This window comes from Aeromonas sp. HMWF014 (assembly GCF_963878295.1).
GTDB lineage: Bacteria > Pseudomonadota > Gammaproteobacteria > Enterobacterales > Aeromonadaceae > Aeromonas > Aeromonas popoffii.
Genome location: NZ_CAWNYS010000295.1, coordinates 1 through 16,128, shown reverse-complemented (window position 1 = coordinate 16,128; position 16,128 = coordinate 1). Strand labels below are relative to the sequence as shown.

At 60.8% G+C, this 16,128-nt stretch carries 17 protein-coding genes and 1 pseudogene; 10 read left to right on the top strand and 8 right to left on the bottom strand.

The window, feature by feature from the left end; genetic code table 11:
* The first annotated feature begins 48 nt into the window (after positions 1–48).
* Positions 49–525, top strand: a complete 477-nt coding sequence (locus tag AAC083_RS12245) for a glutathione peroxidase (protein WP_108536750.1) — start codon at positions 49–51, stop codon at positions 523–525.
* Between the two features lie 217 nt (positions 526–742).
* Positions 743–2,146, top strand: a complete 1,404-nt coding sequence (locus AAC083_RS12240; protein ID WP_108536749.1) for a DEAD/DEAH box helicase — start codon at positions 743–745, stop codon at positions 2,144–2,146.
* Positions 2,147–2,420: 274 nt separating this feature from the next.
* Here AAC083_RS12240 and AAC083_RS12235 read toward each other — a convergent pair whose 3' ends face one another.
* The 3 genes from AAC083_RS12235 to AAC083_RS12225 form a co-directional block, all read right to left on the bottom strand.
* Complete coding sequence (locus tag AAC083_RS12235) at positions 2,421–2,903, bottom strand: ASCH domain-containing protein (protein WP_108536748.1); 483 nt, start codon at positions 2,901–2,903, stop codon at positions 2,421–2,423.
* A gap of 55 nt (positions 2,904–2,958) precedes the next feature.
* Positions 2,959–3,399 (bottom strand): acetyltransferase, encoded by a 441-nt coding sequence (locus AAC083_RS12230; RefSeq protein WP_108536747.1) that lies wholly within the window; start codon positions 3,397–3,399, stop codon positions 2,959–2,961.
* A 263-nt stretch (positions 3,400–3,662) separates the two neighbouring features.
* On the bottom strand, positions 3,663–4,508 hold the full coding sequence (locus AAC083_RS12225; RefSeq protein ID WP_108536746.1) for a DUF5718 family protein: 846 nt from the start codon (positions 4,506–4,508) through the stop codon (positions 3,663–3,665).
* Positions 4,509–4,872: 364 nt separating this feature from the next.
* On the opposite strand from AAC083_RS12225, the pseudogene AAC083_RS12220 reads away from it, so the two are divergent.
* The 4 genes and pseudogenes from AAC083_RS12220 to AAC083_RS12205 all read left to right on the top strand — a co-directional run.
* Positions 4,873–5,082 (top strand): annotated as a pseudogene (locus AAC083_RS12220) (class IV adenylate cyclase); the annotation flags it as partial.
* Entirely contained in the window at positions 5,079–5,471 is a 393-nt protein-coding gene (locus tag AAC083_RS12215; RefSeq protein WP_108536745.1) for an NUDIX hydrolase, read from the top strand. The pseudogene AAC083_RS12220 and the gene AAC083_RS12215, both read left to right, overlap by 4 nt.
* Positions 5,472–5,648: 177 nt before the next feature.
* Positions 5,649–6,155 (top strand): GNAT family N-acetyltransferase, encoded by a 507-nt coding sequence (locus tag AAC083_RS12210; protein ID WP_108536744.1) that lies wholly within the window; start codon positions 5,649–5,651, stop codon positions 6,153–6,155.
* 225 nt (positions 6,156–6,380) lie between these two features.
* Positions 6,381–7,499 carry a glycerol dehydrogenase gene (locus AAC083_RS12205; RefSeq protein ID WP_108536743.1) on the top strand — a complete coding sequence of 373 codons (1,119 nt, stop codon included), beginning with the start codon at positions 6,381–6,383 and terminating at the stop codon, positions 7,497–7,499.
* A 278-nt stretch (positions 7,500–7,777) separates the two neighbouring features.
* Here AAC083_RS12205 and pdxY read toward each other — a convergent pair whose 3' ends face one another.
* The 3 genes from pdxY to AAC083_RS12190 form a co-directional block, all read right to left on the bottom strand.
* Positions 7,778–8,641 carry a pyridoxal kinase PdxY gene (gene pdxY / locus AAC083_RS12200; RefSeq protein WP_108536742.1) on the bottom strand — a complete coding sequence of 288 codons (864 nt, stop codon included), beginning with the start codon at positions 8,639–8,641 and terminating at the stop codon, positions 7,778–7,780.
* A gap of 401 nt (positions 8,642–9,042) precedes the next feature.
* Positions 9,043–9,798 (bottom strand): DUF429 domain-containing protein, encoded by a 756-nt coding sequence (locus AAC083_RS12195; protein WP_108536741.1) that lies wholly within the window; start codon positions 9,796–9,798, stop codon positions 9,043–9,045.
* 78 nt (positions 9,799–9,876) lie between these two features.
* Positions 9,877–10,440: a VC2662 family protein gene (locus AAC083_RS12190; protein WP_108536740.1), complete on the bottom strand. Its 564-nt coding sequence runs from the start codon at positions 10,438–10,440 to the stop codon at positions 9,877–9,879.
* A gap of 316 nt (positions 10,441–10,756) precedes the next feature.
* On the opposite strand from AAC083_RS12190, the gene AAC083_RS12185 reads away from it, so the two are divergent.
* The 4 genes from AAC083_RS12185 to ybcJ all read left to right on the top strand — a co-directional run bounded on the left by AAC083_RS12185 (position 10,757) and on the right by ybcJ (position 13,861).
* Positions 10,757–11,107 (top strand): phasin family protein, encoded by a 351-nt coding sequence (locus AAC083_RS12185; RefSeq protein ID WP_108536739.1) that lies wholly within the window; start codon positions 10,757–10,759, stop codon positions 11,105–11,107.
* A gap of 92 nt (positions 11,108–11,199) precedes the next feature.
* Positions 11,200–12,984, top strand: coding sequence for a class I poly(R)-hydroxyalkanoic acid synthase (locus AAC083_RS12180; RefSeq protein ID WP_108536738.1), 1,785 nt, complete (start codon positions 11,200–11,202; stop codon positions 12,982–12,984).
* The gene (locus AAC083_RS12175; protein ID WP_108536737.1) at positions 12,981–13,385 is read left to right on the top strand and encodes a MaoC family dehydratase; all 405 of its coding nucleotides are present in this window, start codon (positions 12,981–12,983) and stop codon (positions 13,383–13,385) included. Before AAC083_RS12180 ends, AAC083_RS12175 begins: the two co-directional genes overlap by 4 nt.
* Positions 13,386–13,627: 242 nt before the next feature.
* Entirely contained in the window at positions 13,628–13,861 is a 234-nt protein-coding gene (gene ybcJ, locus AAC083_RS12170) for a ribosome-associated protein YbcJ (protein ID WP_042034860.1), read from the top strand.
* Positions 13,862–13,900: 39 nt separating this feature from the next.
* Here the strand turns inward: ybcJ and AAC083_RS12165 are convergent, their stop codons facing one another.
* Both AAC083_RS12165 and AAC083_RS12160 read right to left on the bottom strand, forming a co-directional pair.
* On the bottom strand, positions 13,901–14,374 hold the full coding sequence (locus AAC083_RS12165) for a DUF4442 domain-containing protein (protein WP_042034862.1): 474 nt from the start codon (positions 14,372–14,374) through the stop codon (positions 13,901–13,903).
* A gap of 155 nt (positions 14,375–14,529) precedes the next feature.
* A partial coding sequence (locus AAC083_RS12160) for an ABC transporter transmembrane domain-containing protein (protein WP_108536736.1) occupies positions 14,530–16,128 on the bottom strand: 1,599 nt, incomplete at its 5' end.

The following is a 16,128-nucleotide window of genomic DNA, read 5'->3' as shown; positions in this document are numbered from 1 at the left end:
GTGCATGACAACCGCCCTGAATGGGCCCTATTCCCCCAGGAGTGCACCATGTCTTTGCCCGACTTCACCCTGCAACACCTCGACGGCTCCGAGCTCTCACTTACCGCCCTGCAAGGCCAGGTCATCCTGGTGGTCAACGTGGCCAGTCGCTGCGGTTTTACCCCCCAATACACAGGGTTGGAGGCGCTCTACCAGCAGCTGGGACCCAAAGGGCTGGTGATCTTGGGCTTCCCCTGCGATCAGTTCGGCCATCAGGAACCGGGGGATGCGGACGACATCGCCCGCTTCTGCTCGCTGGATTACCCGGTGAGCTTCCCCATCATGGCCAAGTGCGAGGTCAACGGCGAGCACGCACACCCCTTTTACCGCTGGCTGAAACAGCAAAAACCCGGGCTACTGGGGCTGGAAAACGTCAAATGGAACTTCACCAAGTTCCTCATCAACCGCGAGGGCAAGGTGGTCGAGCGCTTCGCCCCCCAGACCAAACCAGAGAGCCTGCTGGACGAGATAAGCGCACTGCTCTGAGACTCGTCACGGAACCAGACTCACACTGCTGCCCGGGCAAGTAATACGGCTACTGCGTGCAGGCCGCATATCTGCTATATTGCGCCCCCATTATCTTTTCTATGTTGCGGCTGGCTGCCAAGGTGGCCCGCTGCACCTTATGTTGTGGCAGACCAGGCGTTAGCGCATGTCTGTCACGCGTTGAGCCCAAGGCTCACCTCAGGAGTCTCTCTCGAACATGTCATTTAACGAACTGGGTCTGTCACCGCACATTCTGCGGGCCGTCAAGGAATTGGGTTACGAACAGCCAACCCCCATCCAGCAGCAAGCCATTCCGGCTGTGCTGGCAGGTCAGGATGTGCTGGGCGGCGCCCAGACAGGCACAGGTAAAACGGCCGGTTTCACCCTGCCCATGTTGCACCGTCTGCTGGCCAACCATGGCCGCGGTGGCCGTCGTCAGGTACGTGCCCTGGTGCTGACCCCGACCCGTGAACTGGCCGCCCAGGTGGGCGAAAGCATCATCAAGTACGCCCATCACCTGCCGTTTCGCACCCTGATCGCCTACGGTGGCGTCAGCATCAAGCCCAACCTGGAGGCCATCAAGCTCGGCGTCGACATCCTGGTCGCAACCCCGGGTCGCCTGCTGGATCTGCTGACCCAGCGCGCCCTCACCCTGACCGAGCTGGAAGTGCTGGTGCTCGATGAGGCGGATCGCATGCTCGACATGGGCTTCATCACCGACATTCGCCGCATCATGAAGGCGCTGCCGGAAGAGCGGCAGACGCTGCTGTTCTCCGCCACCTTCTCCAACGAGATCAAGGAGCTGGCCGACGATCTGCTAAAGAGCCCGACCCTGATCGAGGTGAGCCCGAGCAACACCACAGCCGAGCAGGTCAACCAGCGCATCATCAAGGTCGACCGCGAGCGCAAGCGCGAGCTGCTCTCCCACATGATCGGCCGCAATAACTGGCAACGGGTACTGGTGTTCGTGCGCACCAAACAGATCGCCGACCGCCTCGCCCACCAGATGGAAAAAGACGGCCTCAATACCGTCGCCATCCACGGTGACAAGAGCCAGGGTGCCCGCAACCGGGCGCTGGCAGATTTTCGGGAAGGCAAGGTGCGGGTGCTGGTCGCCACCGACATTGCCGCCCGCGGTCTCGATATCGATCAGCTGCCCCATGTGATCAACTTCGAGCTGCCTCAGGTGGCCGAGGATTATATCCACCGCATCGGTCGTACCGGCCGTGCCGGTCGGGGCGGCGAAGCCATCTCCCTGGTCAGCCAGGATGAGCAGGATCAGCTCAAGGCCATCGAGTCCCTGATCGGCCTCACCATACCGAGCGAGATCCAGGCAGGTTATGAGCCGAGCGGCAAACCGACTCGCCAGACCCTGCCAGGCAGCAAGCCGGTACAAAACCCGCCGCGGGATCGCGGCCATGCCAACGCCAAGCACAATGCCAAGGCGTCCGCCAAGGGCAAAGGCAAGCCGGGAGCCGGCAAACCCAAAGCCGATGGCAGCAAGCAACCGGCACCGGCGCGCCAGAAGGATCGCGGTGGCGTAGACGCAGGGCACACCCCGATGCGCCGCCTTCCCCGGGCCCAGCGCGACAGCTATCAGGACAACTCCAACGAGGAGTAAGGCCAGCCGTGAGTGGTCTGCACTGAAAAACAAAAAAACCGCCTTTCGGCGGTAATGCGAGTCAGTTAAGGGAGTTTGAGTCCCAACCCGCGAGCTATAAGGGCTACAGAGTGAGGGAGGCATGATGCCTCCCTCTTTTTATTGGATACCAGTCAGGGCAAAGGTTTCAGCCAAATTGACGCTCTAACCATGGCACTGACCCTACTATTCAATAGTTTCGAATATTCAGTCATAAAAGTGCTTAATTGACTGGCATTAGCCTTTCGGCAGTTTTTTATTGGCGGGATAGATCACGCGGAAAGACCTTTTCGAAGCGCTCCAGTACCAGCTCAGATTGCTCGGTAAAAGTGATACCGATCCCGGCTGCATAGCGGTTGAAAAAATCAAGATGAGCCTGTCGCCACCAGCCATAACTGCCATCACCCTCCCCTTCAGACTCGGCAAACTCGGGACTGACCAGGTGAAAGGGGCAAATGCTCACGTCTGTCAGCTTGATAATGCACACAGGTTCTTGCGCCCAATTCAGCACCAGACTCACACGACCGACCTTGGGCAAGCACTCGTTCTCCTGCTCATAGCCCGCCTTCAGACTGCACGAAGCTCGCTTGATGCCCGCGTTGATCAAACGGGCACACTCATTGGCATTGAACTCGTCATCGCAGAAGTGCTCGACCACTATCTGGGGGATAGCTGCTCGCTCCGCCACATCGAGGGTTGCCAGATAAGCATCCAGAAACGCCTCCTGGATCGGGGTCATTTTTCCTCCTTGAATCAAAGCCTGTCAGGTACAGGTCCAACCTCAACCAAATCACTTAGCAGGATGCCAGCACCATATGCAACAGCGGATAGGGCTTGCCCTGGCCATCCAGTGGCGAGCGTCCCGTCATGACGAAGCCCATGCGTTGGTAGAAGCCGAGTGCCTGCCCATTCTGTTCGTTGACGTCCACCCGGATCGCCCCTTGGCAGCTGATGGCATGGGCCACCAGCTGGCGCCCGATACCACAGCCTCTTGCCTCGGGTGCGATAAACAGCATCTCGATATTGCCATCGAGCACACCGCAAAAGCCGACGATACCAGCGGCCTCATCCCTGGCACAGACCAGATCGACGGCGGCGAAATAGTGCTCCAGGATCAGTGGCTTGAGAGCATCAATCTCAGCCTCTGGCAGAAAATGGTGAGTGGCACGCACCGAGGCTTCCCAGAGGGCGATAAGGGTCAGGTGATCCCGCGTCTTTGCTTGTTCAATCTGCATGATATGACTCTTGTTATGTGGGGTGGACAACCTTACCAAGGAGTCTCGACTGTGTCACCGCCATCCGCTTGCTGGATGACAAATCCCTGCTCGATAACGACCTGGAAAACCAGCTGTTCATACCGTCGGTGGACCGCCTCCCGCCCTTTCCCCGACAACCGCATCACCTGATAGCAATCCTGTTGCCAGACGATGGCCACCGTGGGGAGCGGGATGGCAGGAGGGCGAGTCTTCCCCCGCAGACACGGGGGAAGGAGGTGGCATCAGCGGGTCTTGACCGCCTGCAGCAGGACTGACACGTCAGGCCCGAACTGGCGGCTGCGAATGGCGTCGCGGATGTCACTTTCGCCGTAGCGGCTGGCCGGATAGACCAGCACGCAGGCGGTGTCGCCCGGTTTGAGGAAGTGGGTCTCGCCAAAGGGGGTATAACGGGTAGCCCCTATGCTGATGAGCGCATGGGACGGGTAGCCAGCCTGAGCCAGCAGCCCCTGGATATGCTCCGCCGGGCCCTCATCCTGCTGATGGTTGAACTTGTCGATGGCCCAGTCCAGCAGCTGTTGATGAAAATAGCTGTAATCGACGGCAGCGCTGTCTACCCCATAAGCGTGCAGCTCGCCGTCACGCTCAAGGTAACAGGCGATGCGATAGTCATCGAGCTCGCAACCGGCGGCGAAATGGGAAAGTGGCAGCAGATTGGCCGCCAGCCCCTTGCTCTCTTCCCCCCAGTTCTTCTTCTCGCTGATTTTTTTGGCATTGGGACGACGGATGGAGCAGTCGTTGTAGGCACCAAAGGCGCGGGGATGGATGGCCGCCACCTGAGTACCCGCATATTCCAGCTCGCACCAGAGCACCACTTCCGGCTCGATCTGCACCTTCTCGTCACCGCTGACCGCCGCCTCTGGCAAGAAGATCGCCTTCTCGCTCAGGGGGAATACACCGAGCTGGCCCGGATGGCCCGGCACATAAAAAGGGAACAGCGCCTTGGGGGCGCTGGTGTCACGTACCACCACAGCCACGAAATCCGAGGCTTCTCCTGCCTGCTCCAGATGACCGGCGAAATTGCCCGCCACCCCGAGTCCGATAAACTTGCTCTCTGTTGTCACTTGCATCTGATCACCTGCATCTTGCCAAAGGACCCACCCAACGGGATCCGCTACCACGAAAGTGGCAAGGATTAAACCACAGTGGCTGGCCCTCGCCCAGCCCGGACGCCCCATCCTGTGCGCCAGCCCGAACTTTTCGGCATCCGCTGGCGCGTCGCTGAGCAGAGGCATACAGCCAGTTGACAGCAGTCATGGATCAAGCGTGCAGACTCCCGGCAGATCAACCTTCAACCCTGCAAGCGTTCGCAGGGAAACGCGTGCGACAAGAAACAGATCGTTTCCACAGACGGCATGGCTGCCCCTTGGGCCTGCCGATCAATTTTGCTAGGCTGGCCGCCATCCATACCCTGCAACAGAAAGGATGAGCGTCCATGTCACCCGGGATCATCACGAGGGGATCGGCGATGTTGCCGAACTGGCCATCATGACCGACGACAAGGCCTTGTTGCCCGACTATCGCCAACCGTTGTTGATACTGGCCACACGGCTCGGCCTCTGCTCCGAACAACGCGAAACCCGCTCCTATCGCACCCTGTGCGAGCAGAGCCTCACCCTTGACTCAAAGAGACTGCCCTTATGATCGACAAACTCGCTTGGCTGACCTTCCAGGATCAGCAACTGCTCTGCGCCCGCTCCCATGGCAAGGCCATCTACTACATTCCCGGCGGCAAACGCGAGACGGGAGAGAGCGATGAAACTGCGCTGGTGCGGGAAATAGAGGAAGAGCTGAGCGTGACCCTGCAAGCCGACAGCCTGCGCCTTGCCTGCGAGTTCCGCGCCCAGGCCGATGGCAAGCCTGAAGGCGTACAAGTCCGATTACGCTGTTACACCGGCGAGGCCAGCGGTACGCCTGTTGCATCGGCCGAGATCGCCGAGCTGCGCTGGTTGGACAGCCGCCATCTGGCCGAGATCTCCCCCGTCTCACGCCTGCTGTTTGCCTGGCTGGCAGAGCAGGGGCTCATTCGCTGAGGCATAGCGCAGGCAGGCAAGCGTGATCCGGCGCAACCAACTGGGGCCTTCGGCTTGAAATCGGCGTCAGAAACGGCGAGGCTAACCAGTCATGCGGTAAAACACGGATACCTTATCTCTGTTTGCCGCACAGCGGCGCATGCCCGCTGTCGTGACCACGTTTGACAAGGACTCTCGATGGACATAGTTGAGGTTGATTCCACCCTGGGCATCAAGCCTGCGCTCATCACCCTGCTGCAAGACAGCGTGGCAAGCGGCGCCTCTGTGGGATTTTTACCGCCGCTGACGGAAGAGCAGGGGCTGGGATACTGGCAAGGGATCGAAACGGAGCTGGCGGCAGGCCACCGTCGGCTCTGGGTCGCCTTCGAGCAGCATCAGCTGGTCGGCGCCGTGCAACTGGCGCTCTGTACCAAGGCCAACGGCCGCCACCGGGCAGAGGTGGAAAAACTGATGGTACACAGTCACGCCCGTGGCAAGGGGATCGGCCGCGCCCTGATGGCAGCCCTGGAGCAAGGAGCCCGTGACGCCGGGCGTACCCTGCTGGTGCTCGATACCCGGGTCGGCGATGTGGCTTCCCGCCTCTATCGCCAGCTGGGCTATCAGGAGGCTGGCCAGATCCCAGACTTTGCCCGCAGTGCCGACGGCACCCTGGCGGCCACCCTCTTCTTCTACAAGCCGCTCTGAGTGTCCCCTGCCAAGATGGCCTTGCGCCCTGCTCCCAGAGAGGGTGCATGCTTGCCATCGGTATCTCGTTGGCCCAAGCAAACCATCAAACAGGCGCCTTGATTAATTTAATCGAGAGATGAGTCCCACTCTCCCTTCACCTGATGGCGGACGAGGCGTATGGTGTGCAAGAAAGACCCGTTTGCATACCAATCGGGTACCACTCACAGCCTTGAGGAATCCTGCATGCCTATTCTGCCTCGTACCGTCACCTCCCCAAAAAAATTCATCATCGGTCATGACCTTCTGCCCCAACTCCATGATCATGTGAAAGATTTTGGCGACAACGCCCTGCTCGTCAGCGATGAGTTCATCCTGGAACGGGTGCGTGAAGAGGCGCTGGCCGGCCTGCTGCAAGCAGGCTTGACGGGTGCGGTCGAGAAGTTCAACTACGAATGTACCGACATCGAAATCCGCCGCCTCTGCGATCTCGCCGAACAGCAGGGCGCTAACGTGATCGTCGGGATCGGCGGCGGCAAGACCCTGGACGTGGCCAAGGCCGTCGCCTTTTATCTGCGCCGCCCCGTGGTGCTGTTCCCCACCATCGCCTCCACCGATGCCCCCTGTACCGCGCTGGCGGTCATTTACAATCAGGCGGGTGAGTTCGAGCGCTATCTGTTCCTGCCCCAGAACCCGGACGTGGTGATCGCCGACACCGCCATCATAGCGGCGGCCCCTGTCCGCTTCTTCGCCGCCGGCGTGGGGGATGCGCTGGCCACCTATTTCGAAGCCCGCGCCTGTTATCGGGCCGATGGTATCAACCTGGTGGGCAAGCGCCCCTCCCGTACCGGGCTTGGCCTGGCCCGACTCTGCTATGAACTGCTGGGGGAAAATATCGAGATGGCAATGGACGCGGTGCGCCATCATGCCACCACACCGGCGCTGGAGCAGATCATCGAGGCCACCATCTACCTGAGCGGGGTCGGCGCCGAGGCCGGTGGTCTGGCGGCGGCCCATGCGGTCAACAACGGCATGTCGGTGGTGCCCGAGCTGCACCGTGCCCAGCACGGAGAGAAGGTGGTCTTCGGTCTGCTGACCCAGCTGGTGCTGGAGCGCGCCCCCCAGGCCGAACTCGACGAGGTGATGCGCATCATCCATGTCGCCGGACTGCCCATGACACTGCAGGAGATGGGGCTGACCCGCTTTGTCGAGAGCGAGTGGCGCAAGGTGGCGACGCTTGCCTGCGATCCCCTCGACACCATGGGCAACATGCCCATGGCCGTGAACGAGCAGGATGTCTACGGCGCCATGATCGCGGCCAACGCCATGGCAGAGCGCTATCGGGCCCGCCATCCCAACCATTGATCAATGGATAAAACGCATCCCTGATCAACAATGACAAGGCCAGACCTGCTGGGATGCCCTTCCCCACGATGGAGCACTATCAGGTAGTGGCACAGAGCCAGGGGACCGGACCAGGCCAGAGCACCGGGAGCTCATAGCAAACAGTCAGGGCCCGCTGGTCACGCATCCCTCCCCCGCTGGGCCTGGGCCTGGCACTGACATAGCCATCTGGCCCATGCGGAATCACCAGCTGGACTATCCGGATGATCACGCCACCGGGTTCGTACAGGGACCCCGTATCAGGCCAGCCGCTCGGCCCGTGCCGTGATCACGGGCTCGGCAAATGCCGCCTGCGCCGTGATCAGCTGCAACTCATAAGCCTGTGCCTGCCAGGTGTGCAGCAGCACAGTGTCCACAGCCGCATTGGTGCGTTCAAACGCCGTCACGGCATCAAAGCCCGCCTGCAGATTGGCCAGCATCAGGGCACTGATGAGATCCCCCACCCCCACCGGCTGACGGGCAAATTCATAGAGCGGACGGGCGATCAGGTAATCCCCATCCGGGGTAGCCAAGAGCATCTCGAAGCGACCCGGCTCGCGAGCGGCGCGGCCCAGATGCTTGACCAGCACCATCTTCACCCCCCGGGCCAACAGCTGATGCGCCGCAGCGCGCGTCTGGACCAGATCCGCCAGGTGCGTGTCACACAGTGTCTCCAGCTCCAGCAAGTTGGGGGCCATGATGTCGGCCACCGGCAGCGCCTGCTCGGTGAGAAAACGGGTGACGCCGGGGGCGACTATGCACCCTTTCTCCGGGTGTCCCATGACGGGATCGCAGAAATAGATGGCATCAGGATTGGCGGCCTTGACCGCAGCCACCACAGTCAGGATCTCGTCCCCCTGCTCGGCAGAGCCCAGATAGCCGCTCAGCACGGCGTCGCACTGGCCCAGCACCTCGATATCCCCCAGCCCCTTGCACAGGGCACTGATGTGACCGGCAGGCATCGCCATCCCCTGCCAGCCTGCCGCATATTGGGTGTGGTTGGAGAACTGCACCGTGTTGACGGGCCACACCTCCATGCCGAGACGGCGCATGGGAAACACGGCAGCGCTGTTACCGGCACAGCCAAACACCACGTGGGACTGGATTGAGAGAATGCGTTTCATCAACATCACCGCAGAGAAGAGTCAGGGGAAAGGCGCAATATATCGGATGAAGATATTGAACTTCCACTTTTGTGCAGCACAAAGCCGTATTTGGCCTTAAAAACTGCCCACGGAAGGTCCATTTGCCCAACCAGCCTCTTTAGGCACAGTCGCCGCGGCTTTCTGCCTTGCCAAATGTGAATCGAATAAGGGTCACGGTTTATGCTTTGTGAGGTGGTTTCAGCCTTTTGTTTGATGGCATATGAGCATAATAAAGCAGCACAGCGCGGGGCCAGTGCTGAAGGGGAGGAAATAAGGTCCCCGTGGGCAATCAGCTGATATCAGCACCTGCCAGCCAGGCGTGGCGGGCGCAGAGTGGGAAGAGGGAAAAATCCGCTGTCACCATCAGGCCCACCTTCTGCTCAAGGGCGCGCGAAGTGATAAACCCAGCCTTCATCCAGTGCCATGTCAGCGGGGGGCTGTATCAGGGTCGGCAACAGAGACACACTCCCCTTGGCAGCATATTGCAGCGCCATCAGGGCGCAGATCGCAGCATCGTAGCGATCCGTACCCGTCACCAACTCTGCAGGCAGATGAGGTTGCAGCTCGGCCCTGACCGCAGAGGCCTTGCCACCCACTTTGGCCAGGGCGGGATAGACCTCCAGCACGGCGCGATCGGCCTCTGGCTGCTGCCTGGGTACCAGTTGCAAGTCCGCCAGCCTGGGCAGCATGGCGAGCGCCAGGGTGGCGTTGTTACCAAGCCGGTCGAAGGTGGCAGAAAGGGGCTTCTTGCCATATTGCTGGTGCAACCAGCGCTCACAGTCGCGATAGGCATAAGGGTTGTCTATCTCCCGCTGCGGCACGGCGCACTCGGTCGCCCTCCCCGCCAGCAGATCGCCCAGAGCGCGTGGAAACGCAAGCGGCGCATCGATCCCCAACGCCAGCTGCGGGCAAGCCAACACCTGCATCAGGTTCATCTCATCTTGCAGCGCCGGGCGCAGCAAGGCATCCAGATCCGGCGCCACCCGCGAGCTAAGCCGGAACAGGGGCGACACCCCAAACCAGTGCAGGCGTTGCTCGCGCGCCTGCCAGCCCACCACGGCCACCGCCTGGGCATTGCCCTGCCAGCCTCTCACATCCCAGCCGATACCGATGGCGTCCATGTGTTCCATTGTCATGCCCGTGTCACCTCTGCGCACTATCAATGGAGCACAGGGTAATGGCTGCGTCCCCTAAAGCAAGGCCAGGCGCGCGCCTTAGAAGGATTTCTTGAAATTGATCAGCGGCAGTATGGGGAAAATGCCGTTCTCGGCGTAGTTGGCAAGGCCTATCTGCAACCCGTCCAGATGCTTGGTGGCGTTGATGAACCCCAGCTGGAAGGTGGTGCGCTCGGCATAGTTGACGAAGCCCACGTTGGCCAGGGCATTGCCCTTGGCGATGTTGACGGCGCCCCAGTTCAGGCCCTGTACATTGTTGGTCAGGTTGACGAAGCCAAAGTTGATCCCCCTGTCCTGTCCCTCGTGCCAGTTGACGGCGTTGATGGCCACCCCATTGAACTGGTGGCGCACCCGTCCGGCACCGAGGAAAACGCCAAGCTGCAGGCCGCTGAACTGATCCACGTCGGAGAGGGCCAAGATGGGCAGGTCTATCCCCTTCACCTGACCAGTGCGGCCATAGAGAAAGGAGGCTCTGACACCTTCGACCTGATGGGAGGCGGGCAGATTGACACCGGGCAGCGAGACCTGGATGGGTGTGCTGGCATGGGCGACACCACCCAGGGCAAGGGAGCCACAGGCAAGCAGCAAATAGGCAGGTTTCATCGGGGCTTTCCTTCACAATCAGAGAGAGGCCAGCCTATCAGCACTCGCGTGCGGGAACGAGGCCGGGCCAGCGCTGCTGCGTCACTCCCCGTCTGAATTCATTCGCACAAACTGGACAAACCAGAGTCAAGTTTTAAGCAAAAATTAACATTTATATTATTTACACCAAGCCTCATTTGGTAACACAATACCTAAACGTACGTTTGAACAGAGCAAACGACACGTAACGACTTAAGGATGTAGTCGAACGGATGTAACCGAAGAATGGGCCTGTCGGCCTGTTGCCATACCCTTCTGTCAACCACGGAGACACGCGATGAATATGGACGTAATCAAGACCTTTACCGAGCAGATGCAAGACTTTGCTGCCCCCCTCACCCGTTATAACCAGCTGCTGGCCAGCAACATCGAACAGCTGACCCGGCTGCAGCTGGCCTCCGCCAATGCCTATGCCGAACTGGGATTGAGCCAATTGCAAGCCGCTGGCAAGGTGCAGGATGCCCAAAGCCTGGCGGCTCTCGGCACAGTGCAGCTGGAAACCGCCAGCCAGCTCTCCCGCCAGATGCTGGATGACATCCAGAAGCTCAATACGCTGGGTCTGCAGTTCAAGGAAGAGCTGGATTCCCTGGCGGCCGACGGCATCAAAAAGAGCACGGGCAAGGCCTGATATCCCCCGGCTGCCCGGTGCGGGCAGCCACATCTCCCCATGACCCGACACGACAGGCTCGCCCTGCCACGGGCGTGGGTGAAGGAGAGAACATGAGCCAATCATCTTACGGCCCGCTGTTCGAGGCCCTGGCCCACTATAACGACAAGCTGCTGGACATGGCCAAGGCACAGACAGAGCGTACCGCGCAGGCGCTATTGCAGACCAATCTGGACGATCTCGGCCAGGTACTGGAGCAGGGCAGCCAGCAACCCTGGCAACTGATCAACGCACAGATGAACTGGTGGCAGGATCAGCTCAAGCTGATGCAGCACACCCTGCTGAAAAGTGCAGGCCAGGAGAGCGAGCCGGTGATCACGCCGGAACGCAGCGATCGCCGCTTCAAGGACGACGCCTGGCATGATCAGCCCCTTTATGACTACCTCAAGCAATCCTATCTGCTGACTGCCAGGCACCTGCTGGCGTCGATAGATGCGCTGGAAGGGTTGCCCCAGAAGAACCGGGAACGGCTGCGATTTTTTACCCGCCAATACCTCAATGCCATGGCACCCAGCAATTTTCTGGCCACCAACCCCGAGCTGATCAGACTCACGCTGGCATCCAACGGCCAGAATCTGGTGCGCGGACTGGCCCTGCTGACCGAGGATCTGGAGCGCAGCGCCGATCAACTCAACATCCGCCTCACCGACGAGTCCGCCTTCGAACTGGGGCGGGATCTGGCGTTGACGCCAGGCCGGGTGGTGCAACGCACCGAGCTCTACGAGCTTATCCAGTACAGCCCGACCACGGAAACCGTGGCCAGGACGCCGGTGCTGATAGTGCCGCCCTTCATCAACAAGTACTACATCATGGACATGCGCCCCCAGAACTCTCTGGTCGCCTGGCTGGTCGCCCAGGGCCAGACGGTATTCATGATCTCCTGGCGCAACCCGGGAACAGAGCAGGCCAATATCGATCTCGACGACTACGTGGTCGATGGAGTGATCACCGCCCTGGACGGCGTGGAAGCAGCCACAGGTGAACGTGAGGTGCACGGTATCGGTTACTGCATCGGCGGCACGGCCCTGTCGCTCGCCATGGGCTGGCTGGCGGCGCGACGCCAAAAGCAGCGGGTACGCTCTGCTACCCTGTTCACCACCCTGCTTGATTTCTCCCAGCCGGGGGAGATCGGCATCTTCATCCACGAGCCCATCATAGCGGCACTGGAGGCCCAAAATGAGGCCAAGGGCATCATGGATGGACGCCAGCTGGCGGTCTCCTTCAGCCTGCTGCGAGAGAACAGCCTCTACTGGAATTACTACATCGACAGCTACCTCAAGGGTCAAAGCCCGGTGGCATTCGATCTGCTGCACTGGAACAGCGACAGCACCAACGTGGTGGGCAAGACCCACAGCAGCCTGCTGCGCCGTCTCTATCTGGAAAATCAACTGGTGAAGGGGGAGCTCAAGATCCGCCACACCCGCATCGATCTCGCCAAGGTGAAGAGCCCTGTACTGCTGGTCTCGGCCATGGACGATCACATCGCCCCCTGGCAGGGCACCTGGCAGGGCATGAAGCTGTTTGGCGGCGAGCAGCGCTTCATCCTGGCCGAATCGGGTCACATCGCCGGCATCATCAATCCGCCAGCGGCCAACAAGTACGGTTTCTGGCACAGCGATGCAAGCAGTGACACACCCGCCGCCTGGCTCGCGCAGGCCACCCATCAGAGCGGATCCTGGTGGCCACAGATGGCCGCCTTCATCCAGGCGCGAGAGGAGGAGGCCACGCCTGTGCCCGCCCGCATCCCGAGCGAGGGACTGGAAGCGGCCCCCGGCGGCTACGTCAAGGTGCGGCTCAACCCCGTTTTTGCCAAGCGTCCAGAGGCGGAGCCGGCATGAGCCTACTCCCCTTTGAAATTGGGCAAAAAGCCAGCCTGACCAAGCGCTTCGGCGCGGCAGAAGTCGGGGCCTTCGCCGGCTTGTCGGAGGATTTCAATCCCCTGCATCTGGACTCGGCCTTTGCCGCCACCACGCCGTTCGAGCGACCCATTGTACACGGCATGCTGCTGGCCAGCCTCTTCTCGGGGCTGCTGGGCCAGCAGTTGCCGGGCAAGGGCACCGTCTACCTGGGGCAGAGCCTCTCCTTCAAGCAACCGGTGTTTGTGGGGGATGAGGTGACGGCCGAGGTGGAGATCATCGCTCTGCGGGCCGACAAGCCCATCATCACCCTGGCCACCCGCATCGTGACAGCGGCCGGGGCCCTCGCCGTGACTGGCGAGGCGGTGGTGAAGTTTGGCTAAGTGCTGATCACAGCCTCCTCCTTCAGCCCGGCCCCGCCGGGCTGAATTTTATAGATCCCGCCCTGATGACGGCGGCTCTCCTCAGCCATTATTCCCTAGCCTGCTCGCCCTGACGCGGATCCCCTCTCATTGACCGCCGGCATTGCCTGAAGATAGACGCCCTGGCCCTTTCATTGACGGCCCGAACTGCCTAGAATAACCGCCCTGCTGTTTCAGCCATTCATCCATCTAGAGGATTTCCCATGGAGACGTTTCTGCTCGAAGGCCACCCCTTCGTTGCCTTGTGTGACCTTATCAAGCATCAGGGCTGGGCCGATTGTGGCGGCGCGGCCAAGGCCCTTGTCGCCGATGGACTGGTGGAAGTGGACGGCCAGATTGAAACCCGCAAGCGCTGCAAGATAGTGGCCGAGCAAGTGGTCAACTTCAATGGCATGAAAGTCGTGGTGAAAGCGGGTGTGAGCCCGGAGATCCTCTGATACCGGCTTGAATAAGGGCGCCGACGCGCCCTTTAGCATTCAGCTGGCCTTGATCGACAGGGTCAGCACGAAGCGCGCCATCGCCTCATCTCCGTTCAATGACGGACAGGTGGCCACCACCTGGATGGGGCGATTGATGCGCTGACCGCTCGCCAGCGACTCGTCGATCATGGCGTCAATCTCCTCCCCCGCCGCGCAGTCAAACTGCACGTCCCCTTCGGGCCGCTTCAGAAACTCCCCCTGCACATCCTTGAAGGCGAAGTGCACCTTCTTGCCCCTCGACCGTCCCTTCTCCATCACCAACAGGCCGCCCACCAGATCGGCGCCGGTCGCCAGGGCACCAAAATACATGCTGCCCAGGTGATTGCGGGTACGCCAACCAAGGGGAATGCGAATGCACAGCGCCTTGGCGTCCATCCGTTCGATAACGGGGGCACAAAAGCCGATGACGGGAATATAACGCCAGGCAAAGAGCCGTAGCGCCATATTGGCTTTGAAACGTTGCAAGTCCATATGCGAACTGATCCGATGAGTTAATGTAAACAGCATGTTGCCACGCAACCCCCTGCTCTACAAGGTTGCCGAGCACGCTTCTGCGGCTTGTCGGCAAACACAAAAAAGAGAGGTGACCCTGTGGCAACCTCTCTTTTATACGACTGGCCTCGCCATCAGGCCCGCTTCTCTTCCAGCCAGGCCCCCTGGCTCTGCATCTCGAACAGCTGGGCGTAGTGCCCTCCCTGCGCCATCAGCTCACCATGAGTACCCCGCTCGCTTACCTGGCCACGGGAGAGCAGCAGGATCTCGTCGGCATCGACTATGGTCGAGAGCCGGTGGGCGATGGCAATGGTGGTGCGGCCACGGCGTGCCGCCGAGAGCGCCAGGGAGAGCGCCAGCTCGGTCTGGGAGTCCACGCTGGCAGTGGCCTCATCCAGAATGAGGACGCGCGGATCGCCGACCAGCGCACGCGCAAACGAGAGCAGTTGGCGCTGACCGGCGGAGAGGTTCTTACCCCCCTCCTCCATCAGGGTGTCCAGCCCATCTGGCAGACTCAGCACGAAATCGGCCAGCTGTACCTCGGTCAGCGCCTGCCAGAGCCGCGCCTCATCGAGGCCGTCACGGCCCAGACGCAGGTTTTCCGCCAAAGTCCCAACGAAGATAAAGGGATCCTGCTGCACCAGACCTATGCTGCGCCGCACCGCCGCCAGCGACAAGGTGTCCATGGGGCGATCATCGAAACGAATGGTGCCCTGATCCAGCGGGTAGAAACCCATCAACAGGCTGATGATGGTGGACTTGCCACTGCCGGTGTGGCCCACCAGCGCCAGCATCTGCCCGGGGTGCACGGCAAAGCTGACCTCGCGCAGCACCTGTTGCTGACCATCGTAGGAGAAGGTCACCTTGTCAAAGCTGACCCGCCCCTGCAGGGACTGGATCTCGCCCTCCGTGCTCTCGCGGGGCTCGTCAAGCAGGGCAAATACCCGCTCCCCGGCCACCATGGCCTGTTGCAACTGGTTGAGCTGGTTGGTCATCTCGATCAGCGGCTCAATCATGCGACCCAAATAGCTGATGAAGGCGTAGAGCACCCCCACCTGGATAGCGCCGCCCGCGTTCAATCCTTCGTGAGCAAACAAGGCGAGCAAGCCTATCAGCACCATCATGTAGAACAAGTCGATGAGAGGGCGCAGCAGAATACCGTTGATCTTGAGGCCCTTGAGCCGCGCCGACCAGTGCTGCTGATTCACCTCGGCAAAGGCGTTGGCGAAGTGGCGCTCCTGCACCATTGCCTGGATAACCGGCATCCCCTGCAGCGACTCGTTGAGGCGACTGTTGATCTCGGACAGCAAGCTGCGGGTCGTTCGCACCACGGGCACACTCAGTTTCTGGTAGAGCCACATCACAGCGGCCACTGCCGGTAACAGGAAGGCGCACACCAGCATCAGCCGCATATCCAGCAGGGCCATGGAGATGAGGATGCCGCACAGCAGCACCACCTTTTGCACCAGCAGGCCAATCACCTGCACATAGAGGTTCATGATCGCCTCCGTGTCGTTGGTGATGCGGGAGATGAGCGAGCCCGAGCGATGTTTGTCAAAATAGCGGGCCGGCAGCCGGATGGCGGTGGCAAACACCTGCTCGCGCAAGGTTTGCACCACTGCCTGGGCGATGCGGTTAAAGCGCAGGGATTGCAGGTAGAAACCCGCCGCCGAGAGCACCTGCAGGCCGAGATACCCGGCCGCAATAGCGGCAATGGCAGGCCACACCAGCTG